The sequence below is a fragment of the Roseivirga sp. genome (assembly GCF_034669765.1).
Lineage (GTDB): Bacteria > Bacteroidota > Bacteroidia > Cytophagales > Cyclobacteriaceae > Roseivirga.
The window spans coordinates 206,488-233,036 of sequence record NZ_JAXMOQ010000006.1 but is presented as its reverse complement, the minus strand read 5'-3'; the positions used below and the strand labels follow the sequence as shown (position 1 = coordinate 233,036).

General features: G+C 39.8%; 18 protein-coding genes. 8 read left to right on the top strand and 10 right to left on the bottom strand.

Annotation, left to right across the window (positions count from 1 at the left end; genetic code table 11):
* Window positions 1–5: 5 nt before the first annotated feature.
* The 5 genes from VOI17_RS13715 to VOI17_RS13695 form a co-directional block, all read right to left on the bottom strand.
* Window positions 6–3,164, bottom strand: a complete 3,159-nt coding sequence (locus VOI17_RS13715; RefSeq protein ID WP_323757790.1) for a SusC/RagA family TonB-linked outer membrane protein — start codon at window positions 3,162–3,164, stop codon at window positions 6–8.
* Between the two features lie 848 nt (window positions 3,165–4,012).
* On the bottom strand, window positions 4,013–5,512 hold the full coding sequence (locus VOI17_RS13710) for a RagB/SusD family nutrient uptake outer membrane protein (protein WP_323757789.1): 1,500 nt from the start codon (window positions 5,510–5,512) through the stop codon (window positions 4,013–4,015).
* A gap of 10 nt (window positions 5,513–5,522) precedes the next feature.
* Complete coding sequence (locus VOI17_RS13705) at window positions 5,523–8,681, bottom strand: SusC/RagA family TonB-linked outer membrane protein (protein WP_323757788.1); 3,159 nt, start codon at window positions 8,679–8,681, stop codon at window positions 5,523–5,525.
* A 453-nt stretch (window positions 8,682–9,134) separates the two neighbouring features.
* Entirely contained in the window at window positions 9,135–11,819 is a 2,685-nt protein-coding gene (locus tag VOI17_RS13700; protein WP_323757787.1) for a valine--tRNA ligase, read from the bottom strand.
* Window positions 11,820–11,955: 136 nt separating this feature from the next.
* A complete protein-coding gene (locus VOI17_RS13695) occupies window positions 11,956–12,414 on the bottom strand; it encodes an Lrp/AsnC family transcriptional regulator (RefSeq protein ID WP_323757786.1) in 459 nt (152 codons plus the stop codon).
* 175 nt (window positions 12,415–12,589) lie between these two features.
* Between VOI17_RS13695 and VOI17_RS13690 the strand changes: the two genes are divergently transcribed.
* From VOI17_RS13690 to VOI17_RS13660, 7 genes are all read left to right on the top strand, one after another.
* Window positions 12,590–13,816, top strand: a complete 1,227-nt coding sequence (locus VOI17_RS13690) for a Glu/Leu/Phe/Val dehydrogenase dimerization domain-containing protein (RefSeq protein ID WP_323757785.1) — start codon at window positions 12,590–12,592, stop codon at window positions 13,814–13,816.
* A gap of 48 nt (window positions 13,817–13,864) precedes the next feature.
* Window positions 13,865–15,025, top strand: coding sequence for a homogentisate 1,2-dioxygenase (locus VOI17_RS13685; RefSeq protein WP_323757784.1), 1,161 nt, complete (start codon window positions 13,865–13,867; stop codon window positions 15,023–15,025).
* A 6-nt stretch (window positions 15,026–15,031) separates the two neighbouring features.
* Entirely contained in the window at window positions 15,032–16,171 is a 1,140-nt protein-coding gene (hppD, locus tag VOI17_RS13680) for a 4-hydroxyphenylpyruvate dioxygenase (protein ID WP_323757783.1), read from the top strand.
* 15 nt (window positions 16,172–16,186) lie between these two features.
* Complete coding sequence (fahA, locus tag VOI17_RS13675; protein WP_323757782.1) at window positions 16,187–17,458, top strand: fumarylacetoacetase; 1,272 nt, start codon at window positions 16,187–16,189, stop codon at window positions 17,456–17,458.
* 64 nt (window positions 17,459–17,522) lie between these two features.
* The gene (locus tag VOI17_RS13670) at window positions 17,523–17,921 is read left to right on the top strand and encodes a DoxX family protein (protein WP_323757781.1); all 399 of its coding nucleotides are present in this window, start codon (window positions 17,523–17,525) and stop codon (window positions 17,919–17,921) included.
* Between the two features lie 61 nt (window positions 17,922–17,982).
* Complete coding sequence (locus VOI17_RS13665; RefSeq protein WP_323757780.1) at window positions 17,983–18,876, top strand: flavin reductase family protein; 894 nt, start codon at window positions 17,983–17,985, stop codon at window positions 18,874–18,876.
* A 31-nt stretch (window positions 18,877–18,907) separates the two neighbouring features.
* Window positions 18,908–19,507 (top strand): outer membrane beta-barrel protein, encoded by a 600-nt coding sequence (locus tag VOI17_RS13660; RefSeq protein WP_323757779.1) that lies wholly within the window; start codon window positions 18,908–18,910, stop codon window positions 19,505–19,507.
* Window positions 19,508–19,566: 59 nt separating this feature from the next.
* On the opposite strand, the gene bioB is transcribed toward VOI17_RS13660, so the two are convergent.
* On the bottom strand, window positions 19,567–20,670 hold the full coding sequence (gene bioB, locus VOI17_RS13655; protein ID WP_323757778.1) for a biotin synthase BioB: 1,104 nt from the start codon (window positions 20,668–20,670) through the stop codon (window positions 19,567–19,569).
* Between the two features lie 75 nt (window positions 20,671–20,745).
* Between bioB and folK the strand changes: the two genes are divergently transcribed.
* Window positions 20,746–21,231, top strand: a complete 486-nt coding sequence (folK, locus tag VOI17_RS13650; protein WP_323757777.1) for a 2-amino-4-hydroxy-6-hydroxymethyldihydropteridine diphosphokinase — start codon at window positions 20,746–20,748, stop codon at window positions 21,229–21,231.
* A gap of 41 nt (window positions 21,232–21,272) precedes the next feature.
* Here folK and VOI17_RS13645 read toward each other — a convergent pair whose 3' ends face one another.
* The 4 genes from VOI17_RS13645 to VOI17_RS13630 form a co-directional block, all read right to left on the bottom strand.
* On the bottom strand, window positions 21,273–21,998 hold the full coding sequence (locus tag VOI17_RS13645) for a hypothetical protein (RefSeq protein WP_323757776.1): 726 nt from the start codon (window positions 21,996–21,998) through the stop codon (window positions 21,273–21,275).
* Between the two features lie 156 nt (window positions 21,999–22,154).
* The gene (fabD, locus tag VOI17_RS13640) at window positions 22,155–23,027 is read right to left on the bottom strand and encodes an ACP S-malonyltransferase (RefSeq protein WP_323757775.1); all 873 of its coding nucleotides are present in this window, start codon (window positions 23,025–23,027) and stop codon (window positions 22,155–22,157) included.
* 81 nt (window positions 23,028–23,108) lie between these two features.
* Window positions 23,109–23,513 carry a thiol-disulfide oxidoreductase DCC family protein gene (locus VOI17_RS13635; RefSeq protein WP_323757774.1) on the bottom strand — a complete coding sequence of 135 codons (405 nt, stop codon included), beginning with the start codon at window positions 23,511–23,513 and terminating at the stop codon, window positions 23,109–23,111.
* Window positions 23,514–23,564: 51 nt separating this feature from the next.
* Window positions 23,565–26,417, bottom strand: a complete 2,853-nt coding sequence (locus VOI17_RS13630) for a gliding motility-associated C-terminal domain-containing protein (protein WP_323757773.1) — start codon at window positions 26,415–26,417, stop codon at window positions 23,565–23,567.
* Between the last annotated feature and the right edge of the window lie 132 nt (window positions 26,418–26,549).

Genomic DNA, 26,549 nt, shown 5'->3' with positions numbered 1-26,549 from the left:
TTGTTTTAGAAGTTTAGGTTAACACCCAAGGTTAAAACTCTTGAAGGAGGATAAAGTCCAACATTTTGTGTTCCGTTAAACGTTTCCATAGGGTTCATTCCTTTTCTTGCACTAATGAAGAATAGGTTTTCAGCCGAAACGTAAGTTCTAAGGCTAGAAATTCCTAAGCTTTGAATTGCAGTTTTCTTAAACTCATATCCTAGGTTAATATTTCTAAGGTTTAGAAATGAAGCATCTGTCAACCATCTGTCTGAACCAGCAATGTTGTTGGTATTATTGTTAATAGAAATCCTTGGTACATCTGTAATGTCACCTGGGTTCTGCCATCTGTCTGCAATATCAACGCTAAGAGCTCCTCCGTCAAGAGCACCCATTAAGCTTTGCAAGTTGTTGTCATAAATTTTACCACCAACACTATAAGCAAACATTACAGAAAAAGAGAATCCTTTGTAGGAAAGACTGTTTGTGAATGCGCCATAGACATCTGCAATAGAAGAACCATCATAGTGGTATACTGCATTGTTTTGGTTAGTTGTTACTGGAACTCCATTGATTTCTTTCAAAAGGTTCGCTGGTGTAGATTCTGACTCTGGATCGTAAACGTAAAGTGGGTTACCTGTATCAGGGTCAACGCCATACCAATCTTTTAACCAGAAGTCATAAATTGATCGACCTTCTAAAAGTTTCTTAGAACCAGTAATGATGCCGTTCTCTCTTGAATCTTCAGGAAGCTTGGTGATTTCATTTGAAAGCACAGTTGCATTTAAACCAAAGTTCCACTCAAGTCCACCTGTTGTATTCAAAATGTCAACATTGGCATCGAATTCTAAACCTCTGTTCACCATTTTTCCAATGTTTCTGTTTTGAGAAGTATAGCCTGATTCACGTGGGATTGGCACAGAGAACAAAAGGTTGTCAGAATAACGGTTGAAGTATTCAACAGTACCTCTCACTCTACCTAAAACTTCAAAGTCAACCGCTACGTCAGCAGAAGTGTTCTTTTCCCATTGTAGGTCATTGTTTCCAACACTATAGCTAAAGAATCCAGGGTTGTTTGCATTGTTTTGGCCAGAAGAGTATAAAGTTTGATAAGGGTAGAAACCACCCACATTATCATTACCTGTTTGTCCGTATGATGCTCTAAGTTTCAATTCATCGACCCAACTAACGCCACTAAGGAAAGCTTCTTCGCTCATTCTCCAGCTTGCGCCAATTGACCAGAAGTTACCCCATCTCGCATCTTGTGAGAATCTAGAAGTACCATCTCTTCTGAAAGAGAATGACGCATAGTAACGCTCATCATGGTTATAGTTAATTCTTGAGAAGTAACCTTCTGTTTTATAGCGGTTAACTCTAGAAGTTGCACTTGTGATAGTAGTATAGTTATCCAAAACTGGATTGTCTAAAACAATATAACCTGTTTTTGAAGCAGAGAAATCATTGTTCTTAACGCCATAACTCTCATGACCAGCTAAGATGTCAAAGCTGTTTCTGCTGTCCAATTCAAAAGAATATTCTAAAATCTGGTTAAAGTTAGTAGTGATATCGAAGTTGGCGCTTTTAGTCGCTCTACCTACTGGAATATAATCCCCAACGAAAGGGTTACCATAGAATTGACCATTTGATGTTCCAATGTCAACACTACCGTTGATTTTTACGCTTAGGTTTTTCATTGGGGTTAATTCTACATAACCTACAGTTCTGAAGAACAAGGCTTCATTTAAGCTGTTATTCAAAAGAGATTCCTCAGGAGCTTGTCTACCAGAAGTGTTATTTGGTCTTCTTGGTAATCCAAATCTACCATCCCCTCTGTCAAACGCCTTAGTTCCAAAATCAGGATCAGTAATGTAGTTTCCTTGATCGTCAATAGCATAAACAGGGAAAATAGGCCCCATTCTTCTTGCATTGTAGAAAGCATTAGCGAATCCAGAACCTCCACTGGTTACAGAGTTTGTCATTCTGATATCACCAGAGTTGTTTACTCCAACTTTTAACCAGTCTAGAACGTCAACATTAACATTTGTTCTTAAGGTATATCTTTCGAAATCAGAATTTTTGAAAACCCCTTTTTCATTCAAATAACCAAGAGATACATAGTAATCTGCTCTGTCTGTTGCACCTTTAGCGCTGAAGTTATATTCTTGTCTGTAACCTAATCTTTCAATAGGAGCAAACCAATCTAGATCGTCAGAAGAATATCTGATGCCTGCGTTAGGATTGATAGCACCATCAGCCCCAATAATTTGATTATCGGCAACGTTTGTTGCATTGTAAGCTAAGAAGTCAATTAACTCAGCAGTAGCTTCTGCTCCAGCAGTAACAGGATCTGTTCCTCCAGTTACTTTGTCATTCCTTAGCGCTTCCCAATATGCTTGGTAGTAGCTTAATGGATCAACTCTATCATACTCTTGAATACCTCTGGCTGAAATTCCTTGCTTAGTTGAGAAAGAGAAAGTTGGTGCAGAGTTTTTCTTGCCTTGTTTGGTGGTAATGATAATTACACCATTCGCTGCTCTTGCTCCATACAATGAAGTAGAAGCGGCATCTTTCAAAGTAGAAATTGACTCAATGTCATCAGGGTTAATCCTGTTAATGTTTCCACTAAAAGGGACACCGTCAACGATTAAGAAAGGGGTATTACTACCATTAATAGAGCCAATACCTCTTAGTCTAATGGCAGGGCTATCACCCGGCTGACCTGTTGCTGTCGTTACTTGAATACCAGGGCCAGAACCACCAAGTGCAGAAATAGCATTTGAAATAGGTCTGTCTTTGATTTTCTCAGCTGAAAGCGAAGTCACCGAACCAGTGATACTTTTTGTATCCTGAGTACCGTAAGCTACTACTACAACTTCACCCGCGTCAATAATGTCAGGTACCATCGATACATTAATTGTGGATCTGTTTCCAACAGGCTCTTCTGTGGTTTTGTAACCTAGAAACCTGAATACAAGAACCGCATTCTCAGCATTCACTGATAATGAGTATTTACCGTCCGATCCAGTAGTTATTCCAGTGGTTGTTCCTTTAATGGAAACAGTCACGCCTGGAAAGCTAGAACCGAATTCATCTAGCACAGTACCCTCCACGGTACGTTGCTGGCCCATTACACTGCTACTGACGAGTAGCAGAATGAGCATTAATTTGATCTTAAATTTTAGCATTTATAAGTAATTTATTTGTTTCACGAATAACTCCTAAACAGAGGGGTAACGTTACTTTAACGTAACTGTTAGGTTGTATATTTATTTGTAAGGTATTATTGTAGTGTGAACGGTAGTTTTTTAGATTGTTATTTAAGGATTTTTATTGTTCATTTTCGACCAAATTTAGGTTATTTTAAAATTGTAAATATCTATGGATATATTGGTTTTATTAAATTTATGAGTGGTACTGATATGTATGTCGTTCATCATCAAATAAATACAAGAAATAGGGCTTGTCTGAATAGTTATAATATTGTCGTGATTCATATAATATTTACGACATATCGATTTTAACGCACGAACCTGAAGAGGATTTTGGTTAAAATAAATATGTATATATATGTTTAAAAATTGGTATAAAAATTATGTAAATATTATTTACTTAAATACTTGATTTTAAAGTATGAATTTTCTAATTCATTCCATCTGATTTATATTTCATTTTGGCTGAGATTATCACAAGTAATATTGTAAATATTCAGGAAAGATAAAGGTAATTTCCAAGCCCTAGGATTATGCGATTTTGGTGGACAATAGATGGGGCTGTGAACGTGCTTAAATTGTTGAAAAACCACTACATATTATGATTTCAACGGGTCTATTTGAGGGGGGATATGTCAGTGCCTGTTGGTTTAAAGATCCAGACACTCATAAGTAAGTTTATGTAGCAACAAATGAAAACTGTGCCGGCCATGGGGTGTGAATTTTACCTTGGGTAGGTAGGGGTGGAAAAAGAAGAAGCCCAATTGATACAATTGGGCTTCTGTAATTTATGAAGATGAAGATGTTAAATCTTCTTCGTTTTATTAATCGTTCTGAACCAAGTTAGGATTAACGTTAATTGCACTAATTGGGAAGAACCACTGCCATTGTAAATCACCAGCAGGAATATCTGTAATTCTAGCCTGAGTTATGCTGAAACTACCTCTAGTAGATCTCTGAAGTGGTAAATCTAATCTCTTAAGGTCTAAAAAGTTAAATCCTTCACCCCAAAGTTCGATTCTTCTTTGTACTAAGATTTCATTTATAAGTGCTTGTCCAGTGTTAATGCTAATTACAGCATTAGGGTCACGCTGAGAAACTAAAGAGAACAATGCTGTTCTAGCTGCTACTTGATTCGCTACTCCTAAACGAGCATTTGCTTCAGCTTCAATCAAGATCATCTCTGCAGTACGCATCAATACAATGTCACCATCTCCAAGGGTTCCACTACCAGGTGATTTAAATTTAACATTCATGTATGGATACTTTGCAAAACTACTTGGTAGAACAACTGCTGCTCTTTCAGCTGCAGTAACTGCCCAAAAACCTTTTCTAACATCTGTAGAAGAGATCATATCATATAAATCAGCATTGATACACTTAGGGTCGGCTCTAATGTGCGAGGAGTTGTAGTTGTATGACATGTAAGCAAAGAAAGACGAAAAGTATGTTCCTTGATCAGGGATGATACGACTCGACCAAATCCAGCCAGTTGCAGAATAGTCATTGAAACCTTGTTGAATTTGAGCTGCAGAAGTCAAAGGGAAGCCTTGTCTTGCTGCTTGCGCAAAAGTAATGGCGTTTGCCCATTCTCCTTTGGTCAAAGCAACTCTTGCCAACATACCATTAACAACGTTTTTGCTGATTTGAGATTTGTCAGAGAACGTTACTGTTGAAGCGTTCAAATTTTGTAAAGCAGTGGTAAGATCAGCCCCAATTTGAGCATATACTTGATCCACAGTTGAACGCGCTTTTGCTTCACCAAGGTTGCTCAAATCATCAAGGTTAATTACTATACCTAATTGACTGTTCGCTTGACCTGCTTTGTATCTTTCAGCATAAAGCTGGACAAGCGTATAGTGTGCAAACGCTCTGTAGAAATAAGCCTGACCTTTGATGTTGTTCTTTTCATCATCACTTCCTTCTACGTTATCAATTGAATTGATAATGTTATTGGCATTAACAATAATTGTGTAGTAAAAATTATAAGTCTGATTTACTAATGAGCTAGTGTTCGATCTGTGTTCAAGCCATTGATGCACACCAATAAACCATCCAGAACCTCTTTGTGGGTTCACAACGTCTTGCCCTAAGAAATCAAAGTTGATCATGTGGTCACCATATCCACCTGCTTCATCTTGAGAACCTCCAGAGCCATACATATAGCGGTGGATTCCTTCCAAAGCAGCTCTTTGGTTAACAATAGTACTTAGTACTTCATCAGCGCCAAGCTGATCAGTAGGGGCTGTATCAAGATATTCTTCGTTGCATGAGCTTATAGCCAATACAATAAAGAGTAGAATTATTTTTGAAATGTATTTCATTGTCTTTGTTTTAGAAGTTGATGTTAACACCCAAGGTTAAAACTCTTGAAGGAGGGTAAAGTCCTGCATCTTGTGTTCCATTGAATGTCTCCATAGGGTTCAGACCTTTTTTCGAACTAATGAAGAATAGGTTTTCAGCCGAAACGTAAGTTCTAAGGCTAGAAATTCCCAAGCTTTGAACTGCAGCTTTCTTAAACTCATATCCTAAATTGATATTTCTAAGATTTAGGAATGAAGCGTCTGTCAACCATCTATCAGATGTTGCAATGTTGTTAGTGTTATTGTTGATAGAGATTCTTGGTACATCAGTAATGTCTCCTGGGTTCTGCCATCTGTCGGCAATGTCTACGCTAAGAGCACTACCATCAAGAGCGGCCATTAAGCTTTGCGAGTTGCCATCATAAATTTTACCACCAACACTATAAGCAAACATTACCGAAAATGTAAATCCTTTGTAAGAAAGGTTGTTTGTGAATGCGCCATAAACATCTGCAATAGAAGATCCAGCATAGTGGTATAATCCATTGTTTTGGTTAGTTGTTACTGGAACCCCGTTGATTTCTTTCAAAAGGTTGTTCGGAGTAGATTCTGACTCTGGATCGTAAACGTAAAGTGGGTTACCTGTATCAGGGTCAACACCGTACCATTCTTTCAGCCAGAAGTCATAAATAGAGTGACCTTCTAAAAGTTTCTTGGTACCAGTAATGATTCCATTCTCTCTTGAAGCTTCAGGTAGTTGAGTAATTTCGTTTGTAAGCATTGTTGCGTTCAAAGCAAAGTTCCACTCAAGTCCGCCAGATGATTTTAAAATGTCAACATTAGCATCGAATTCTAAACCTTTGTTCACCATTTTACCAATGTTTCTGTTCTGAGAGGTATAACCAGATTCACTTGGGATTGGCACTGAGAACAATAGGTTGTCAGAATAACGGTTGAAGTATTCAACAGTACCTCTCACTCTACCTAAAACTTCAAAGTCAACCGCTACGTCAGCAGAAGTATTCTTTTCCCATTGTAGGGCATTATTTCCTACGTTATAGCTAAAGAATCCTGCGTTATTGGCGTTGTTTCGGCCAGAAGAGTATAATGTCTGAGAAGGGTAGTATCCACCTACGTTATCATTACCTGTTTGTCCGTATGATGCTCTAAGTTTCAATTCATCAACCCAGCTAATACCGCTCATGAAAGCTTCTTCAGACATTCTCCAGCTACCACCAAGTGACCAGAAGTTACCCCATCTCGCATCTTGTGAGAATCGAGAAGTACCATCTCTTCTGAAAGAGAATGAAGCAAAGTATCGATCGTTGTGGTTATAATTGATTCTTGAGAAAAAACCTTCAGTCTTGTATCTGTCAATCTGGGAGGCGGCTGAAACAATTGTAGTGTAGTTATCTAAAACAGGGTTGTCTAAAACGATATAACCTGTTTTTGCAGCATTGAAATCATTGTTTTTAATACCATAGCTTTCGTGGCCAACTAATATGTCAAAACTATTTCTGGCGTCTAGATCGAATGAATAATCAACCAATTGGTTAAAGTTTGTGGTGATATCAAAGTTGGCGCTCTTCGTAGCTCTACCTACTCCAATGTAATCGCCCACAAATGGGTTGCCATAGAATTGGCCATTTGCTGTTCCAATGTCCACACTGCCATTAATTTTAACACTAAGGTTTTTCATTGGAGTTAATTCCACATAACCTACAGTTCTAAAGAATAAAGCTTCAGTCAAACTATTGTTTAAAAGTGACTCTTCAGGTGCTTGTCTACCAGAGGTGTTGTTTGGTCTAGTTGGTATTCCAAATCTACCATCACCTCTATCGAAGGCTTTAGTTCCAAAGTCAGGGTCAGTAATATAGTTGCCTTGATCGTCAATAGCATAAACAGGGAAAATAGGCCCCATTCTTCTTGCATTGTAGAAAGCGTTAGCAAAGCCAGTTCCGCTACTTGTTACAGAGTTAGTTATTCTGATATCACCAGAGTTGTTTACTCCAACTTTCAACCAGTCTAGAACATCAACATTAACATTTGTTCTTAAGGTATATCTCTCGAAATCAGAATTTTTGAAAACCCCTTTTTCATTCAAATAACCAAGAGATACATAGTAATCTGCTCTGTCTGTTGCGCCTTTTGCACTGAAGTTATATTCTTGTCTGTAACCTAATTGTTCAATAGGAGCAAACCAGTCTAGGTCGTCAGAAGAATATCGTACACCTGCGTTTGGATTGATTGCACCATCGGTTCCGATAATTTGATTGCCAGCAACATTTGTTGCATTGTACTTAAGGAAGGTGATTAACTCATTAGTGGCTTCCGTTGCTGCAACCTCAGGAGTCTTTCCTCCAGTTACTTTGTCATTCCTAAGTGCTTCCCAATAGGCTTGGTAATAGCTCAATGGATCAAGTCTGTCATACTCTTGAATACCTCTGGCTGAAACACCCTGCTTAGTTGAGAAAGAGAAAGTTGGTGCAACATTTTTCTTACCTTGTTTGGTGGTAATGATAATTACACCGTTCGCTGCTCTTGCTCCATACAATGAAGTTGAAGCGGCATCTTTCAAAGTAGAAATTGACTCAATGTCATCAGGGTTAATCCTGTTAATGTTTCCGCTAAAAGGAACACCGTCAACAACTATGAAAGGTTCGTTACTTCCGTTAATTGAACCAATACCTCTTAGTCTGATGGCAGGGCTAGAACCAGGCTGACCTGTTGCTGTCGTTACTTGAATACCAGGGCCAGAACCACCAAGTGCAGAAATAGCACTAGTAATCGGTCTGTCTTTGATTTTCTCAGCTGAAAGTGAAGTCACAGAACCTGTGATACTCTTAGCATCTTGAGTTCCATAGGCTACTACTACAACTTCACCCGCGTCAATAATGTCAGGTACCATTGACACGTTAATTGTGGTTCTGTTTCCTACAGGTTCTTCTTTGGTTTTGTAACCTAAGTACCTGAATACAAGAACTGCATTCTCAGCATTCACTGATAGTGAGAATTTACCGTCCGATTCTGTGGTTATCCCAGTGGTTGTTCCTTTAATGGAAACAGTCACGCCTGGAAAGCTAGAACCGAATTCATCTAGCACAGTACCCTCCACGGTACGTTGCTGGCCCATTACACTGCTACTAACGAGTAGCAAAATGAGCATTAATTTTAGTTTAAATTTTTGCATTTATAAGTAATTCATTTGTTTGCGCGAATAACACCTAAAGGGATGTTAATGTTGCTTTAACGTATCTATGAGGCTGCATGATTTTATAAATGGTATATATTTAGTTTGAATGGATGATATTTGTATTGTCATATTTAAATTTTTATTGTTCATTTATGACCAAATTTATGTCATTTTTAAATTGTAAATATCTATGACGATATTGGTTTTATTAAATTAATGAGAGCTACTGATATGTATATGGTTCATCTTCAAATAATTACAAAAAATATTACTTGTCTGATGTATTATAACGTTATCGCGAAATTTATAATTTTTACGATCTGTCGATTTTGGTGTGATAATTATGTAGGGATACACGCTAAAATATTACCGGGTACGTTTTTGAGATTTTGAACAAAAAAAACAGCCCTTTCGAGGCTGTTTCAATGTTTAATAGAGAACTGGTAACCCTTAACTCAGTCCAGCTAGTTTTTCTTCCAATATCTTTATTTTTCCTTCTGCATCGGCTTGTTTGGCCTTCTCTATGGCTACTACTTGCTCAGGTGCGCCAGCCACAAAACGTTCATTACTCAGTTTTTTCAATACGGAGTTCAAAAAGCCTTTAGTGTATTCTAGCTCTTTCAATATTTCGGTCTTTTCTACTTCAATATCAATCGCGCCTTCTTCCATAGGAATAAAGAATTCATCAGATTTGATGACAAAGCCTAAAGTGCCGCTTACTTTCTCATCCGTATAGGTCAGTTGATCGATGTTCGCTAACTTCTGGATGATGTTAATAAAAGGTTCGTAAGCTTCAGCGTTCTCTGATTTAATTGCTAGGTCCAATGCCTTTTTGGGAGAGATACCCTTTGAAGAGCGCAAGTTTCTAAGGTTAGAAACCAACTCAAATACTATTTCGGATTGCTTGTTTAGTGCTTCATCAGCCCCACCAATGATTGGCCAGGTGGATACAATGATGTCCTGACCTTCAGACCTTTCTCTTAGCTCATTCCAGATTTCCTCAGTAATAAAAGGCATAAACGGATGAAGTACCTTCATGATTTTCTCGAAAAAATTCAAGGTTACTTCGTAAGTAGGTCTGTCGATTGGCTCTCCGAAAGGAGGTTTAATCATTTCTAAGTACCAAGAACAGAAGTCATTCCAAATGAGCTTATAGGTGGTCATTAGTGCATCAGAAATCCTGAATTTGCTAAAATGATCTTCAATTTCTTCTAAAGCGGCATTAAATCGAGAATCAAACCAGCGCACTGCTGTTTGGTTTTCTTGTCCGTTAGATTTACCGCCAACTTCCCAGCCTTTTACTAAGCGGAAAGCATTCCAGATTTTGTTGGCAAAGTTTCTTCCTTGCTCTACTAGCTTTTCATCGTATAGCAAATCGTTTCCTGCTGGAGAAGAAAAGAGCATTCCGGTACGGACTGCATCTGCTCCCAACTCTTTAATCAAGTCTAACGGATCTGGAGAATTACCCAAAGACTTGGACATTTTTCTTCGCTGTTTGTCGCGTACAATCCCTGTGAGGTAAACGTGCTTAAATGGTTTCTCTCCTGTGTATTCGTAGCCCGCAATAATCATTCTGGCTACCCAGAAGAATAAAATTTCTGGAGCAGTCACCAAAGTGGTGGTAGGGTAGAAGTAGTCTAGCTCAGCATTCTTGCCTTTAATGATTTTACCTGTCTCTCTATCAAAACAAGAATCGTCAAAGCCATTGAAAACCGCCATTGGGAACAACCAAGAAGAAGCCCAAGTATCGAGCACATCTTCATCTTGCTTTAGGTCACTGGCAGTCAGTTGTGCATTGCCTGATTTCTCTTTGGCCAAAGCCAATGCTTCTTCTGCTGTTTCAGCGACAACAAAGTCGTTTTCGCCTTCTCCATAGAAGTAAGCAGGAATTTGCTGCCCCCACCAAAGCTGACGGGAAATACACCAGTCGCGTACATTCTCCATCCAGTGGTTATAAGTGTTTTTGAATTTCGAAGGAAGAATCTCCACTTCGTCATTCATCACCACCTCATGCGCTGTGCGCGATATTTCTTTCATTTTGATGAACCATTGCAAAGAAAGCTTTGGCTCTATCACTGTATTTGTTCTTTCTGAACGACCGATTCTGGTTGTAAACTCTTCAAAACCGATGTAATAACCAGCTTCTTCTAAGTCTTTTAACATTACTTTTCGGGCCTTGAATCGCTCCATGCCTACATATTTTGGTACACCACAGTTTTCGTTCAAGGCGCCATCAAAACCGATGGTGTCAATCACTTCTAAATTGTGACGCAAACCAATTTCATAGTCATTCGGATCGTGGGCAGGCGTTACTTTCAAGCAGCCTGTTCCGAATTCGATTTCTACATAGTCATCCGCGATGATTGGAATTTCACGGTTAACGAAAGGCACAAGTGCCGTTTTGCCAATCAAATGTTGGAAACGCTCATCTTTTGGGTTTACGGCAATGGCGGCATCACCTAAAATAGTTTCAGGACGCTGCGTAGCAATAATTACCTTTTCGTCAGAATCCTTAATACTGTACTGGAATTTGTAAAGCTTCGATACTTCATCTTGGTCGGCATATATCACCTCCTCATTCGAAACCGTAGTTTGGGCTTCAACATCCCAGTTGACCATACGCAAGTCACGGTAGATGTATCCCTTATTATATAGGTCTACAAAAACACGAAGCACTGCCTTGTGGTAACCTTCGTCCATGGTGAACGCGGTGCGCTCCCAATCGCATGAAGCACCAAGTTTCTTGAGTTGCTCAAGGATGATTCCACCGTACTTTTCTTTCCATTCCCAAGCATGGGTAAGGAATTCTTCGCGGCTGAGATCAGATTTTTTGATGCCTTTTTCGCGAAGCATTTTCACTACTTTGGCTTCAGTGGCAATCGAAGCGTGGTCGGTACCAGGTACCCAGCAAGCTTCTTTGCCTTCCATTCGTGCTTTTCTGATCAGCACATCTTGGATGGTATTATTCAACATGTGGCCCATGTGGAGCACACCCGTTACGTTTGGCGGAGGGATGACAATAGAGTAAGGTTCTTTTTGTGGGTTTACCTTGCCATGGAAATACCCTTTATCCATCCAGTGGGCATACCATTTATCTTCTATCTCGTTCGGGTTATACTTCGTTGAAAGCGACATGTAATTGTTTGAATAAAATTAGGCTGCAAAAATAGGTGGAATAGTCGGAACACGGAAGTTAGAAGCCAGAAGAATGAAGTTTAGAGGATGAAGAACTTGTTAATTCCTCAATGGTCACTACCATTTCACCTCTTCTTTAAAAACTAAATGCCGTAGTGTGAATGTTTTTGGAGAGCACAAAGGAACTTTGTACTTGTCCCAAATTTGCTGTGGTAGAGAGTTTGCTAAGGATAAAGGTTTCGTATGATTCCATGCTCTTTACCACCACTTTTAAAAGGAAATCGAAGTTTCCAGCAATGTGGTAGCACTCCATTACTTCGGGGTAGGCTTTTATTTCGTCCACAAATTTCTCTAAGTACATGCGGCTGTGTTTCGTAAGCGAAATGGAAATAAACGCAGTGAGCATCAAGTCTAGTTTTTTGCCATCGAGCAAAGCCGCATATTTTCTAATAACTCCTTCTCTTTCCAAACGTTTAATCCTTTCAAATACAGGTGTGGTAGAAAGATGGAGTTGATCGGCAAGGGCTTTTGTGGTGATGCGGGCATCTTCTTGCAGAATCTCTAAAATGCGAATGTCGGTGGCGTCTAACTTCATAAAAGTGGAATTTTCTAAAGATACGTGTTTTTGACTTGCTTTAAAGTGGGATTGCCTAATAATTGGTTATAATAAATGTGAATCGCCTAAATATAAAAATCATTTTAGGAGAAAGGTATTTTGCTCGAATTGTAAAAAGTATATTTGTTAGTATTTGACTATAGTAAAAAGAGATATGGAAGCGCTATTAGCGAAATTTGAAAATAAGAGGCCAGAAATCGTTTTTGAGTGGAAGGATTCAGAAACGGAGGCCGAAGGTTGGGTAGTGATCAATTCATTGCGCGGAGGAGCTGCTGGTGGCGGTACTCGTATGCGTGTGGGTTTGAATAAGAGAGAGGTAGAATCGCTTGCCAAAACTATGGAAGTGAAATTCACCATTTCTGGTCCAGCCATTGGTGGAGCCAAGTCTGGCATCAACTTCGACCCACAAGACCCTAGAAAAGAAGGTGTATTGAAAAGATGGTTTGCTGCTGTAAGTCCACTTTTGAAATTCTATTATGGAACGGGTGGTGATTTAAACGTGGATGAAATTCACGAAGTAATTGCCATGACCGAAGAAGCTGGAATCTGGCATCCACAAGAAGGCGTTTTCAATGGTCACTTTAAGCCAACTGAAGCCGAAAAAATCAACCGTATAGGTCAGCTAAGAAATGGGGTGATCAAGGTGATAGAGAACCCAGAGTACACACCTGATTTGAGCAGGAAATACAAAGTAGCCGATATGATTACTGGCTATGGAGTAGCGGAAGCTATACGCAGCTACTATCAAATTTGGGGGGGCAACTACAAAGAGAAAAGAGCTGTGATTCAAGGCTGGGGAAATGTAGGCGCTTCTGCGGGTTATTATTTGGCTCAAATGGGAATGAAAGTGGTGGGAATTATCGACCGTGAAGGTGGTGTGATGAAACAAGAGGGCTTCTCTTTGGAAGAAATTAAAAACTACTTTTTAAACAGAAAGGGCAACCAGCTTGTTGCAAAAGAGATGATCCCTTTTGATCAAATCAATGAAGAAATTTGGGGCTTAGATTTCGAAGTCTTTGTTCCTGCTGCTGCTTCTCGATTAATTACAAGGCCACAGGTAGACCGGATGATCGAATCGAAGTTAGAAGTGATTTCTTGTGGTGCGAATGTTCCGTTCAATGACCCTGAAATTTTCTTCGGCCCTACTGGGTTGTTCGCAGATGAGAACCTTTCAGTGTTACCAGATTTTATTGCCAACTGTGGAATGGCGCGTGTTTTTGCGTATCTTATGCAGGGAGGAATTGCCTTGACTGATGAGGCGATTTTTGAGGATACTGCCAATATTATTCGAAATGCATTGCAGAAAGTACATGACCTTTCTCCAGAAAAAACCGGTATTTCGAAAAGAGCATTGGAGAATTCTCTTAAGCAGTTAGTTTAATGTTAGTAGGCCTCAATACGTTGAGGTGCAAAATAAAAACAAAGCGATATGCCGTTTTATCATCAATTGGGAAAAATCCCGCATAAACGCCACACTACTTTTAAAAAGGAAGATGGTGGCTACTATTACGAGCAGCTTTTCGGGACTGTAGGTTTTGACGGAATGTCGTCATTGCTCTACCATGTTCATAGACCTACTCAGGTCAAAGAGGTACTTCGTTCTTACGATGTTTCTCCTAAAATTGCGGTGGAGAAGAATATGCTTTCCCTTGGGCTGAAGGGTTTTTCTGTGCCTCCAAAGGCAGATTACTTGGAAAGCCGAACACCAGTCTTGGTGAATAGCGATTGTGAGATTATTCTGGCTTCGCCTACAAAATCTCAAACCGACTATTTTTATAAGAATTCCGATTGTGATGAATTGATTTTCATCCATCAAGGAACAGGAAGGCTACGCACTTTGCTGGGTACTTTAGAGTTTGGTTATGGGGATTACCTGATGGTGCCGCGCGGAATGATTTATCAAATCGAATTTGATGATGAGAAAAACCGCTTGTTCATTGTCGAATCGCATCGCCCGATTTATACACCAAAGCGTTATCGCAACTGGTTTGGTCAGCTTTTAGAACATTCACCTTATTGCGAAAGAGATATTAGAAGACCGCAGAATTTAGAGACGCACGATGAAAAGGGCGACTTTATTATTAAGGTGAAAAAGCAAGGCATGATTCACGAATATGTGTACGCCACTCATCCGTTTGATGTAGTGGGCTGGGACGGTTATAATTTCCCTTACGCCTTTTCAATTCATGATTTCGAGCCAATCACAGGGCGTGTGCATCAACCACCTCCGGTACACCAGACCTTCGAGACAGATGCTTTCGTGGTGTGCTCCTTTGTACCGAGGCTCTATGATTACCATCCAGATTCGGTGCCAGCGCCTTACAATCATAGCAATATCGATTCAGACGAAGTGCTCTACTATGTAGATGGTGACTTTATGAGCCGTAATAACATAGAGAAAGGGCAGATTACATTGCATCCAGCGGGGATTCCGCACGGGCCGCACCCGGGAGCGATGGAACGCAGCTTGGGTAAAAAAGAAACTCAAGAATTGGCGGTAATGGTCGATACTTTTAAACCTTTAAAAGTAACCGAAGCCGCAATGAAATTATTAGTAAAAGATTACCATAAATCTTGGTTAGAAGAATAAAAAATCATGGCAACAGAGAACGCAAATTATCCTGGAGAAAAAATATTTAAGGAAGCAAAAGACTTCCTTCCGATCAATGGAACCGATTATGTAGAGCTTTATGTGGGTAACGCAAAACAGTCTGCTCATTATTATAAAACTGCATTTGGTTTCGAATCAGTAGCTTATTCTGGTTTGGAAACTGGTAATAAGGAAAGTGTTTCTTATGTGCTTCAGCAAGACAAAATTAGATTGGTACTTACTTCACCTTTGAAAAAAGATGGCCCAATTAACGAGCACATCAATAATCATGGCGATGGTGTAAAAGTAATTGCGCTTTGGGTGGAAGATGCCACGAAGGCTTGGGAAGAAACCACTTCTCGCGGAGCGGAATCTTTTATGAAGCCTGAAAAAACCGAAGATGAGTATGGTTATGTGGTTCGTTCTGGAATTCATACTTACGGAGAAACCATCCATATTTTTGTAGAAAGAAGTAATTACAAGGGTGTGTTTATGCCAGGCTTTAAGGCTTGGAAAACTGATTTTAACCCTGCGCCAACTGGCCTTAAATATATCGACCACATGGTGGGCAATGTAGGCTGGGGCGAAATGAACAAATGGTGTGAATTCTACGCCAAAGTAATGGGCTTTGCTCAATTGGTTTCTTTCGATGACAAAGATATTTCTACCGAATACACGGCCTTAATGAGTAAGGTGATGAGTAATGGTACGGGTCGAATTAAATTTCCGATTAACGAACCTGCCGAAGGAAGAAAAAAATCTCAGATCGAAGAATACATCGATTTTTATAATGGTGCGGGTGTGCAACACATTGCTGTGGCCACCAATAACATCATCGAAACTGTGCGTAATTTGAGAAGCCGTGGCGTTGAATTTCTTTATGTTCCTGAAGTGTATTACGATAACATTTTAGATCGCGTGGGTGAAATTGATGAGGATTTAGAACCACTAAAGGAAATGAATATCCTGATTGACAGAGATGATGAAGGTTATTTACTTCAGATTTTCACGAAACCTGTTCTGGACAGACCAACCATGTTCTTCGAAATTATTCAGAGAAAAGGAGCACAATCCTTCGGTAAAGGTAATTTCAAGGCCTTATTCGAATCTATTGAGCACGAACAAGAATTAAGAGGAACGCTATAATTCTTAAAAGACATTATGATTAAAGCAAATAATCCGTCACTTCAATCTTGGGTAGAAGTGGCCAAAGATTCAGACTTTCCCATACAAAATTTACCTTTCGGTATATTCAAAACAGAATACTTGCAGCCTGGTGCTGGAGTAGCCATAGGCGATTATGTTTTGGATTTAACCTATTTATACGAAAATGGCTATTTCGATGGTTTAGGCCTTCCTGCTGGCGTTTTCAATCAAAATTCTTTAAATGCATTTATTGCTGTAGGAAAGAAGAAAACGAGCGAGGTGCGCAACCGAATTTCTGAGCTTTTAGAAAAAGGTAATGAAGAACTTCGTGAGAATGTAGCTGCCCGCGAATTGGCATTGATTCCAAAAGAAGAAGTTGAAATGCTGATGCCTGTTCGAGTACCAAATTATACAGATTTCTATTCTTCTGAAGACCATGCCCGGAATGTAGGCACCATGTTCAGAGGGGTAGATAATGCTTTGATGCCAAACTGGAAACATTTACCTGTAGCCTACCATGGTAGAGCATCTAGCATCGTGGTTTCTGGCACTGAATTCCACAGGCCAAAAGGGCAAACAAAAGCCGATGATGCTGAAATGCCATCTTTCGGGCCTTGTCGTTTGCTGGATTTCGAATTGGAAATGGCATTCATTACCTGTAAAGAAAATGCACTTGGAGATCCTGTTTCTGTAAAAGCTGCGCCAGACCATATTTTCGGCTTTGTGTTGTTAAACGATTGGTCTGCAAGGGATATTCAGAAATGGGAATATGTGCCATTAGGACCGTTTTTAGCGAAGAACTTTGCTTCTCACGTTTCTCCTTGGATTGTTACCATGGATGCTTTGGAAGCCTTTAAAGTGGCAGGTCCAACACAAAACCCAGAAGTTTTACCTTACCTAAAAACTGACGGTGACTTACATTACGATGTCAAATTACAAGTGGCTTTAAAACCAGAGGGAGCAGACGAAACAGTGTTGAGTAATTCCAATTACAAATACATGTATTGGAATGTGAGCCAACAAGTGGCACACCATACTGGCAACGGCTGTAATCTACAAGTAGGAGATATGTATGGCTCAGGAACCATTTCTGGTCCAAAGCCAGAAGAATTTGGTTCGATGCTAGAAATTACTTGGCGAGGAGAAAAACCTGTCACTATGAAAGATGGAACGCAACGTAAGTTCATCAATGATGGTGATACCGTCATTATGCGCGGCCATGCTGAAAAGGATGGAGTTCGCGTTGGTTTTGGAGAGGTAAGTGCTTTGGTGTTGCCTGCTAAATAGAAACCATTAGCGGCCAGAAGCGTAAGGGAGTCGAATTCGGTTATTTTTTACGAAATTAGACAACATGAGAAACAAGAAATCAAAGAAGATTGTAACGTGGATCCTTAGGCTTTTGGCTGCTTTAATTATGCTTCAGACGCTATTTTTTAAATTTACTGGAGCTGAAGAATCCATTTATATATTCAAGCAAATAGGTATGGAACCTTGGGGTAGGTACCTGACAGGGACTGTGGAATTGATCGCTAGTGTCCTTTTACTGACAAACCGTTATGAATTAGGAGCGCTACTAGGACTAGGGACAATTTCTGGCGCCATCTTTTTCCATTTAACCAAATTGGGTATCGGAGTGCAAGGTGATGGAGGTTACTTATTTGCCCTAGCCATTGTGGTTTTTGTGAGTTGTGTCATTACACTATTGATGAATTTTTCACAAATCAAGACGAAGTATTTACCAAACAAATAATAGCAGGGCCTGTTAGTAAGGTGTTCTTCTACTGAATGATTAAAACGCTTAGAATTCAATAATGATGAGAATCGATCCTAAAGAAATCCCAACGGGAAAACTGCATGGCTTGATGTTGGGGACTATTGGTCCACGACCAATCGCATTTGCAAGTACTGTAGATCAAGCTGGGAATGTAAACTTAAGTCCCTTCAGTTTTTTTAATGTCTTCAGTGCTAACCCACCAATTCTAGTCTTTTCTCCAGCAAGAAGGGTACGAGATAACACCACAAAACATACACTTGAAAATGCACTTCAAACCAAAGAAGTGGTCATCAATATTGTGAGTTACGATATTGTGGAGCAAATGTCTTTGGCGAGCACAGAATATGCACAAGGAGTGAACGAATTTGTAAAGTCAGGGCTGACTGCGGTGGACTCTGAAATGGTAAAGCCACCCAGAGTGGGAGAGTCGATTGCTGCGTATGAATGCAAGGTGAATGAGGTGATTTCTCTGGGAGATGAGGGTGGAGCTGGCAATCTGATTATTTGTGAGGTGGTTTTAATGCACTTGAAAGAAGAAATTCTTAATGAACATGGAATGCCCGATCCTGTTAAAGCGGACTTGGTAGGTAGAATGGGAGGAGATTGGTATTGCCGGGCCAATGGAGAAGCCCTTTTTGAATTGCCAAAACCCAATAAGAATTTAGGAATTGGATATGATCAAATCCCTGAGATAATTCAAAATAGTGTAGTACTTTCGGGCAATAATTTGGGGCGTTTAGGGAATATTGAAAAACTTCCTGATGCTGAGGCCGTTTCGGCTTTTGGGACTCGTCCTGAAATAGAAGAAGTAAAATTACGTTTCAAGAATGATCCAGAGTCATTGGAATATCATTTACATACAATGGCGCAAGATTTTTTGAGAAACAATGAATTAGAAAATGCATGGTTAACGCTACTGCAAGTCAATTGAATCTATAAATTAAAACTCTAAATAATTGAAAATGAAAAAGTTCTTAATAATGGGATTAATGCTGGGTATGGTATACAGCGTGTCCGCACAGGTAAATTTTGGCCCAAGAGTGGCACTTATCTCTTCTAACCTCAATGTAAAAGAAGGTGTAGCTAGTGTACAAGAAGGTGATGCTGAATTTGGGTACCAATTTGGCGCTTTTTTGAGGGTGAAAGTGCCTGTGATAGGTCTATATATTCAGCCTGAAGCCCTATTAAGCCAAACTAATTCTACTATCACTTCTGGTACAAGTAATGTTGATTTAAGCTTCAACAGAGTAGACGTACCTGTGATGATAGGAGGTAAAATCGGTCCACTGAGAATAAATGCAGGTCCAGCTTTTAGCTTTTTAACAAAAGCAGAAAGTGATGTCAGTGGTGCCGTTGTAGATATTAAGGATAACTATAGTAATACAACAGTTGGCTTTCAAGCGGGCTTAGGTGTAGATGTTATGAAATTCGTGATTGACCTCAAATATGAAGGAGCGTTAAGCGAGAAATTCGGTGAAACAATTACTGCTGGTGGTAGCTCTTTTCAAACTGATGAAAGAAGCAGCCAAATTGTATTAGCTGTTGGATTCAAGTTATTCTAAGAGCGGATTATCTAAAGAATAAACCTCAGACTGAGGTATAAAGTAAAAAAGAAAGGAAGCTATAAAGCTTCCTTTCTTTTTTTATTGGCCTTTTTGGTGGCATCAACATTCTTTTCGATTCTGTGGCCAGGTCGTGACCATTTCGCTTTTTCTGCTTCTGATGGTGTCATTTCATCAGGGTTAACTGGGGTAGGCTTGGCGCCTTTGGCATAAGGCTTCATAGGGTTCAACCCTAAAATATTAAAAAGCTCCATGTCCTCATTCACATCCGGGTTTGGAGTGGTCAATAGTTTGTCTCCAGCAAATATAGAACCTGCTCCCGCTAGAAAACAGAAAGCTTGACCTTCTTTACTCATTTCTGTTCTTCCAGCAGAAAGACGAACAGTTGTTGACGGCAATACGATTCTTGTGGTAGCCACCATTCTAATCATATCCCAGATAGGAATCACTTGCTGATCCTCTAAGGGAGTTCCTTCTACGGCTACCAATGCGTTAATTGGGACAGATTCTGGCTGAGGACTCAAAGAAGCCAAAGCGATCAGCATTCCTGCTCTATCTTCAATGGATTCGCCCATGCCTATAATACCGCCAGAACAAACGGTAACGTTAGTCTTTCGCACATTTTTTAAGGTTTGAAGACGATCGTCAAAACCCCTGGACGAAATAATTTCTTTATAATATTCTTCTGATGAATCTAGGTTGTGGTTGTAGGCATACAAGCCAGCTTCTGCCAAACGCTGTGCTTGGTTCTCAGTAAGCATTCCTAGGGTACAGCATACTTCCATGTCCAATGTGTTGATGGTGCGCACCATGTCGAGCACTTGCTCAAACTCTGGTCCGTCTTCCACATTCCTCCAAGCTGCGCCCATACAAACGCGTGAAGAACCAGTTGACTTGGCCCTTAAAGCTTGTGCTTTCACTTGACTCACAGTCATCAAATCATTGGTTTCGATATCTGTGTGGTAACGAGCTGCTTGTGGGCAATATGCGCAATCCTCTGGGCAACCTCCAGTTTTGATGGAAAGCAAAGTGCTGATTTGCACTTCTCTTGAATTATGGAATTTTCTATGAACCGTTGCCGCCTCATATACAAGTTCAAGCAACGGCTTGTTGTATAATTCAACAATCTCCTCTTTCGTCCAGTCGTTTCTGATTTCGCTCATTCTCCAAATTTATGAGCTGGCAAATTAAGTAGGTTCACTATCAACTCCAATAAGCAAATAGTATATTTGCCAGCTATGGGCGACATCTATTTATTGTTAGGTACCAATTTGGGCGATCGAGAAAATAATTTACAGGTTGCCAAGGAGCAACTTACTGCACATCAATTGACCATAAAGCAGGAGTCTTCAATTTATGAAACCGCTGCTTGGGGTATTGAAGATCAACCTAGTTTTCTAAATCAAGTGGTGATTGTAGATAGCGATAAGAATCCTGAGCGTATCTTAATTATCATCAATATCATTGAAGCTTTAATGGGACGTGTGCGTAACGAGAAATGGGCACAGCGCTTAATTGATATTGATATACTCTATTATGGGGATATGGTGGTGGATAAACCCAGATTAAAAATACCTCATCCTGAAATTCAAAACAGGAGGTTTACATTGGCTCCTTTGGTTGAATTGGCTTCTGACTTTAAGCATCCAATTAATGGGAAAACGCAATTGGAAATGTTGGAGGAATGCCCAGATAAACTGAGGGCAGAAATTTTTAAGGCTTAATTTTGAAAACACTAGCCTAGCTTGAAAATGGAAAGGGTAGTTTAAAAGAATTGCTTAAACACTTTGATCATGTCAGTCTCATCTCCCCATTTGAGTTTATTCTTTTTCACGAAATCTTGAATTTCACTATACTGACTACCTGAAGCCATAGTTTTAAAGCCTTTCTTGTTTAAGGAAACATCTTCATATAAATCTGAGTCTTTTCTGAAAAAATAATTAATCTCTACTCTGTATTTGTCCTCTGGCACGGAAACGTATCTTAACTGACTATCTGCGGGGACAATGCGTTTAGTTTCTTGCTTAAGAATGGAAAATTTTTCACTCTCAAATAGTATTTCAAAAAATGGCAGTTCGTTTTTTAACTCCTTAAAATCGCTTGTAAATTTTCTCACAAAAGATTTGGTTTCCGTACCATAGAGTGTGAATCCCGCGATCTCTTCGCTTTCAACTCTAAAAGGATTGTATTCTTTACTAAGCTTGAAAACTAATGCATTTATATTAGCATCGATATTTAACAGCATTGAATCAGCCCTTTGTTCTGTCTTAAAGCTAATGGTCCCGAACTGCCAGTCTTTATAGACGAGTGGGCTTCTTTCAAAGTCTAAATCATATTGTGTCATTCCAACTAGTTTCTGACCTTTTAATGCGGCATTTTGCTGTGAAATCAAAGTGTTTTCAAGCTGCATGGCCTTAATTTCAGATGTGTATTGCGCAGAAGCGTCAAAGGATAAACATAGAATTGAGAGGGTTAATAAATACCTTGACATAGCTGTAATTTTTAGATACTGTGGTTTCTTCTCTAATCTAAGCAAAAGCCTAGGTTTTGGACAGGCCTTGGTCGGACAGGGTTTTAAACGAAAAATTCCTTCATTGGTTTAATGAAGGAATTTTGGTGACTCTGAAGACTGTAGGGTAGTTTTCTGCTAGATGCTTGACACCTCGGCTTCTCTATGAATTTTTTTCACCAGACCTTGAAGTACTTTTCCAGGGCCAGATTCAGTAAAGTGGGTTGCTCCATCGGCTACCATGGCTTGCACAGATTGCGTCCAACGTACTGGAGCGGTCAATTGAATCTTTAAATTCTCTTTGATTTCGTTAATGTCCGATGATGCTTTGGCAGTTACATTTTGATAGATAGGACATTTGGCTGGATTGAATTGCGTTGCGTCAATTGCTTTCTCTAATTCCTCACGTGCAGGCTCCATTAAGGGGGAGTGGAAAGCTCCTCCCACGGGAAGAGGAAGTGCTCTTTTTGCTCCGGCTTCTAGTGCTGCGGCACAAGCCAGTTCAATACCTTTATGAGAACCTGAAATAACCAACTGACCAGGGCAATTATAATTGGCAGCTACCACCACTTCATCTATTGATGCGCATATTTCTTCCACTTTTTTATCCTCTAAACCAAGAATTGCTGCCATGGTAGAAGGATTGATTTCGCATGCCTTTTGCATGGCTAAAGCTCTTTTGGACACAAGTTTTAAGCCATCTTCAAATGACAAAACACCATTCGCTACTAATGCAGAAAATTCACCTAATGAATGACCTGCAACCATGTCAGGTTTGAAATCTTCTGAAATCAATGCCAACACGACTGAATGTAAAAAAACTGCAGGTTGTGTTACTTTGGTTTCTTTAAGTTCTTCGGCAGTGCCGTCAAACATAATATCGGTGATTCTGAAACCGAGTATTTGATTGGCAGACTCTAAAAGTGATTTTGCTTTTTCTGAAGAAGAGTATAGGTCTTTGGCCATTCCGGGAAATTGGGCACCTTGACCAGGGAAAACGTATGCGTTCATGGACGATCTGATTTTTTGAGAAGGTAAAACTAATTCTACTTTGGTTGTCAAGCAAAAAATGAATCAAATAAGCGCTTGAGCTTAAACAAACCTCTGCTTTAATTCAGGAGTGGGCATTCGACAAGAATCCTGCTTTCCAAACCATTTATAGCGGTTTTTACCAATAATATCATAAACTCCGTGTCGAATAAAAGGAGGGATAATAATGAAGATATAAAGGAAGGGCCAGAGTCCTTTTAATTTTTTGGCGATGCGTAATGCGGCCGAACTTTTTCGATAAATCTTACCATTGCTGAGCAGCACTAAACTGTCAAACTCTTCTTGATTAAAGCCCAGTTCCTTGAGTTTAGTCTGGCCAAAATCAGATTGAAGTGCTGCGAACTTGAAATGCTTCTTCGGATCCCTATCGATTATGAAATTGACAGAACTGTTGCATAGGTTACAAACACCATCGAAGAGCAAAATGTCATGTTCCTGATTTTCCATAGTTGTTTGCATACCATTGAGACAATTAGAAGGCGATTAAAGTTTCAGCGATTACCTTACAATTTTAACCCAGTTTTTAAACTCCATGGTTTCTTTTCTTGGGTTGAAAACATCAAAAGTAACGATGGCCTGATAGTAATAGGTGCCTTCTGGCAATTCTTTTCCACTACTATCGCGTCCATCCCAATCAATAAAGTAGTTTGGTTCTACGGTACTTTTAGTACTATAGCTATAAATTTCTTTGCCACCCCAACGGTTGAATACTTTAAATTCAATAGCTTTTACAAAGCGTGGGCATTTCCCATTTGGTCTATCAAAGGCCCTAAATGTGTCATTTGATCCATCTCCATTTGGAGTGAAAGTGTTTGGCAATTCATAATTAGGACAGTTATCGAAACAGACTGCTGAACTCAAACTACTTTCGTTATTGGAGCGATCAACAGAACTAATCTTGTAACAACCTTTGAATGAACTTAGGCCAGTATGCGTGAAAGTTGCATCTCTTGAATTTCCCACCAGTTTGAATGTGCCTTCTGCCCCAGTTGGAGAAAAGTAAATGTTATAACTGGCGATATCTCCGTCAACATCATCGGCCGTCCAGCTCAGTGTGTTTGAGAAATTAGTGAATGCACAACCTAGATTTTCGAGAGCAGCACAGTTAGGACTGTCCAATACAATTAAACCGTTTATTTGCTCAGCACCATCGGGTACGTCTATTTCTGGCTGTTCCGGTGCTACACTGTCGTTAGGCTGAACACATAACTTCTGCGAATCATTAATAAGGGGTGCAGGAATAAGGTCGTTACCATAACTCCCTTGAGTAGTTACTATGTAGCAATACTCTCGATCATCAAGCAATGGTATATTGTTAAAGCTTCCATCGTCAAAATAAATAAAGCCACGATCGGTTACTTTTACGCTGTCAATCAAGACGAAATTATTTTCATCAATTGCCGCTGCATCGGTGCGGTTTCTCATAATATAATGGTACGGGTATGCCTGCACCTTGTTTGTCCAAGGCACACTGGCTTCCCATTTTAATTCAACAGCTTTCACTAAGCCTAGGGCACTAAGCCAAACTGAGGAAGCTACTGCGGAGCTATCAATTAGATTATCACCAGCATCATAAAATCTAACTTGGTAGTGATAAGGGATATCTCTAGTGTCTAGTCCAGTGTCGGTATAAGATGTGTCAGTTGTAGAAGTTACAAGTGTGCGCCCTGCGGTACCTGTATACCCCTCGTATCTAACTAATTCGTACCTGAATGGAGGTGGGAAAAGGGCTTGGTCTATCTCAAGTGGCGAAGTCCATTTTACAAACATTTCGCCATTGGTTTCGCTGGTTTCTTTTACAGAAACATTTGTGATGACAGGCACATCAATGGGGATCAAAGTACAGGTTTCAATAGAGGCATAACTCGTTCCTCCTTTTGGGAGTGGAAATTCAGCAACAATTCTATAGCAATAGTTGACCCCAGGTCTTACATTATTGGTATCAACATAACTGGTTTGATTGATAGGTACCTGATCAATTAGTTCATAACCCGATCCATCTGGGATTCCAAGGTTGCAATTCTCAGGATCAAAATCGAAGGTGTCTATCTTCCTATAAATTTTCATAACAGGACTCAAGTTTCTTCCTAGGTAATTATCCCAAGTCAGTTGGATAGATCGAGCATCTGCAATGGCAGAATTTAACCCTGTAGGAGCTGGAGCCACAACGGTGACATACCAACTCGCAAATTCGGTTAATGAAGGGGCGTCAGGGTCTGTAGGTTTGTCTGATACTTTAAACTGAATTTCATAAGGCCTTTCTCTCACATGAGAAAAATCAGTCTGCCATCTGAATAATTGGTTTACTGGTTGAGTTTTAAATGCCGGCTCGGGAGTAAACTCTGCAGCATTTGGTTTTAAATCAAAAACACCACCAAAGGCTTCCACTAAAACTTTATTATTATCAGGGTCTGTTCCTCTGATCACAGCCTCCAACATAGCACCTGCCTCGACACAGGTGTCTGCTGGTATTTCTAATTCTGGTCTTTCATTATCACAGTCTTCTATGAGGATCTGCATGTCGCGGGTCACGTAACCAAGTAATTCATGCTTTCCGGTGATTTCAGAATAGCGCCATTCTTCTACTATAAATGCCGCATTATATTCTCCTGCAATCATAGGAGCGTCCCAAGTGAAAGTACCAGTAATTGGGTCAATCTCAAACTTGGCAGGACTTCCGCCATTTTCTCTCATTGTAGAAACTGACGGATCGTTTAACGGCACATAACCGTTTACTTCTACACCCCTATCTTGCAATAAAGGAACCATTCTGTAAGCCAGACTGTCTCCATCAGGATCATATGCTCCTGGGTTATGGACAAACCTGAAGCCTATGCATCCACGATCGATTGGTGGGACTGTTAATTGAGGAGTAGCGTTGACATCTAGTCCTGGGTCTATTCTAAGTACAGTCTCAATATGAAAAGGAACTTGTTTTGAGCTTCCTCCATTGATATTTAAAATCTCATCATTTCGGTTTTGTTCAGTGTAACTCACCACATAGACTCCTGGCCCATCAAAAGTGTGCTCAAATTGGAAGATGGTCATGGCTGTTTTATTTCCAATGAATTTTTCCTCAAAGAAAACCGCAGCTTCAATAAACTTTTGGCGATTTCCCCCCTTCAATGAGCCAATAGTCCGACCTTGGCCAAAATCAAGCATGCCTCCGTCTGCTACTTGTACTCCAGAATCAGTGTCGGAATAGATTACTATTGTAAACCTAAATTTTAAGCTCGTTTGCGAAATTCTAACGGCTGTGATTTCACCAGCCCTTATGTGGGTAGCCCATGCTTGAGCACTGGCCAATATTAAAAACGAAATGATAAAGAATGCTTTTCTCTGTAACCCCATGCAATACCTTGGTTTCTGCTTTAACGCAATATCATTAATAACTTATACTTCTGAACAAAAAAACTTTACAATCTGTTTGATTCATGAATTCTAATTTAGAATGCATTCAAATAAAAGAGCCATTTGATTACT

Bases quoted from the DNA above. Each gene is read 5' to 3' on its own strand.
- VOI17_RS13715 (WP_323757790.1), bottom strand. From the start codon at position 3,164: ATGCTAAAATTTAAGATCAAATTAATGCTCATTCTGCTACTCGTCAGT.
- VOI17_RS13710 (WP_323757789.1), bottom strand. From the start codon at position 5,512: ATGAAATACATTTCAAAAATAATTCTACTCTTTATTGTATTGGCTATA.
- VOI17_RS13705 (WP_323757788.1), bottom strand. From the start codon at position 8,681: ATGCAAAAATTTAAACTAAAATTAATGCTCATTTTGCTACTCGTTAGT.
- VOI17_RS13700 (WP_323757787.1), bottom strand. From the start codon at position 11,819: ATGTCGCTTTCAACGAAGTATAACCCGAACGAGATAGAAGATAAATGG.
- VOI17_RS13695 (WP_323757786.1), bottom strand. From the start codon at position 12,414: ATGAAGTTAGACGCCACCGACATTCGCATTTTAGAGATTCTGCAAGAA.
- VOI17_RS13690 (WP_323757785.1), top strand. From the start codon at position 12,590: ATGGAAGCGCTATTAGCGAAATTTGAAAATAAGAGGCCAGAAATCGTT.
- VOI17_RS13685 (WP_323757784.1), top strand. From the start codon at position 13,865: ATGCCGTTTTATCATCAATTGGGAAAAATCCCGCATAAACGCCACACT.
- hppD (WP_323757783.1), top strand. From the start codon at position 15,032: ATGGCAACAGAGAACGCAAATTATCCTGGAGAAAAAATATTTAAGGAA.
- fahA (WP_323757782.1), top strand. From the start codon at position 16,187: ATGATTAAAGCAAATAATCCGTCACTTCAATCTTGGGTAGAAGTGGCC.
- VOI17_RS13670 (WP_323757781.1), top strand. From the start codon at position 17,523: ATGAGAAACAAGAAATCAAAGAAGATTGTAACGTGGATCCTTAGGCTT.
- VOI17_RS13665 (WP_323757780.1), top strand. From the start codon at position 17,983: ATGATGAGAATCGATCCTAAAGAAATCCCAACGGGAAAACTGCATGGC.
- VOI17_RS13660 (WP_323757779.1), top strand. From the start codon at position 18,908: ATGAAAAAGTTCTTAATAATGGGATTAATGCTGGGTATGGTATACAGC.
- bioB (WP_323757778.1), bottom strand. From the start codon at position 20,670: ATGAGCGAAATCAGAAACGACTGGACGAAAGAGGAGATTGTTGAATTA.
- folK (WP_323757777.1), top strand. From the start codon at position 20,746: ATGGGCGACATCTATTTATTGTTAGGTACCAATTTGGGCGATCGAGAA.
- VOI17_RS13645 (WP_323757776.1), bottom strand. From the start codon at position 21,998: ATGTCAAGGTATTTATTAACCCTCTCAATTCTATGTTTATCCTTTGAC.
- fabD (WP_323757775.1), bottom strand. From the start codon at position 23,027: ATGAACGCATACGTTTTCCCTGGTCAAGGTGCCCAATTTCCCGGAATG.
- VOI17_RS13635 (WP_323757774.1), bottom strand. From the start codon at position 23,513: ATGGAAAATCAGGAACATGACATTTTGCTCTTCGATGGTGTTTGTAAC.
- VOI17_RS13630 (WP_323757773.1), bottom strand. From the start codon at position 26,417: ATGGGGTTACAGAGAAAAGCATTCTTTATCATTTCGTTTTTAATATTG.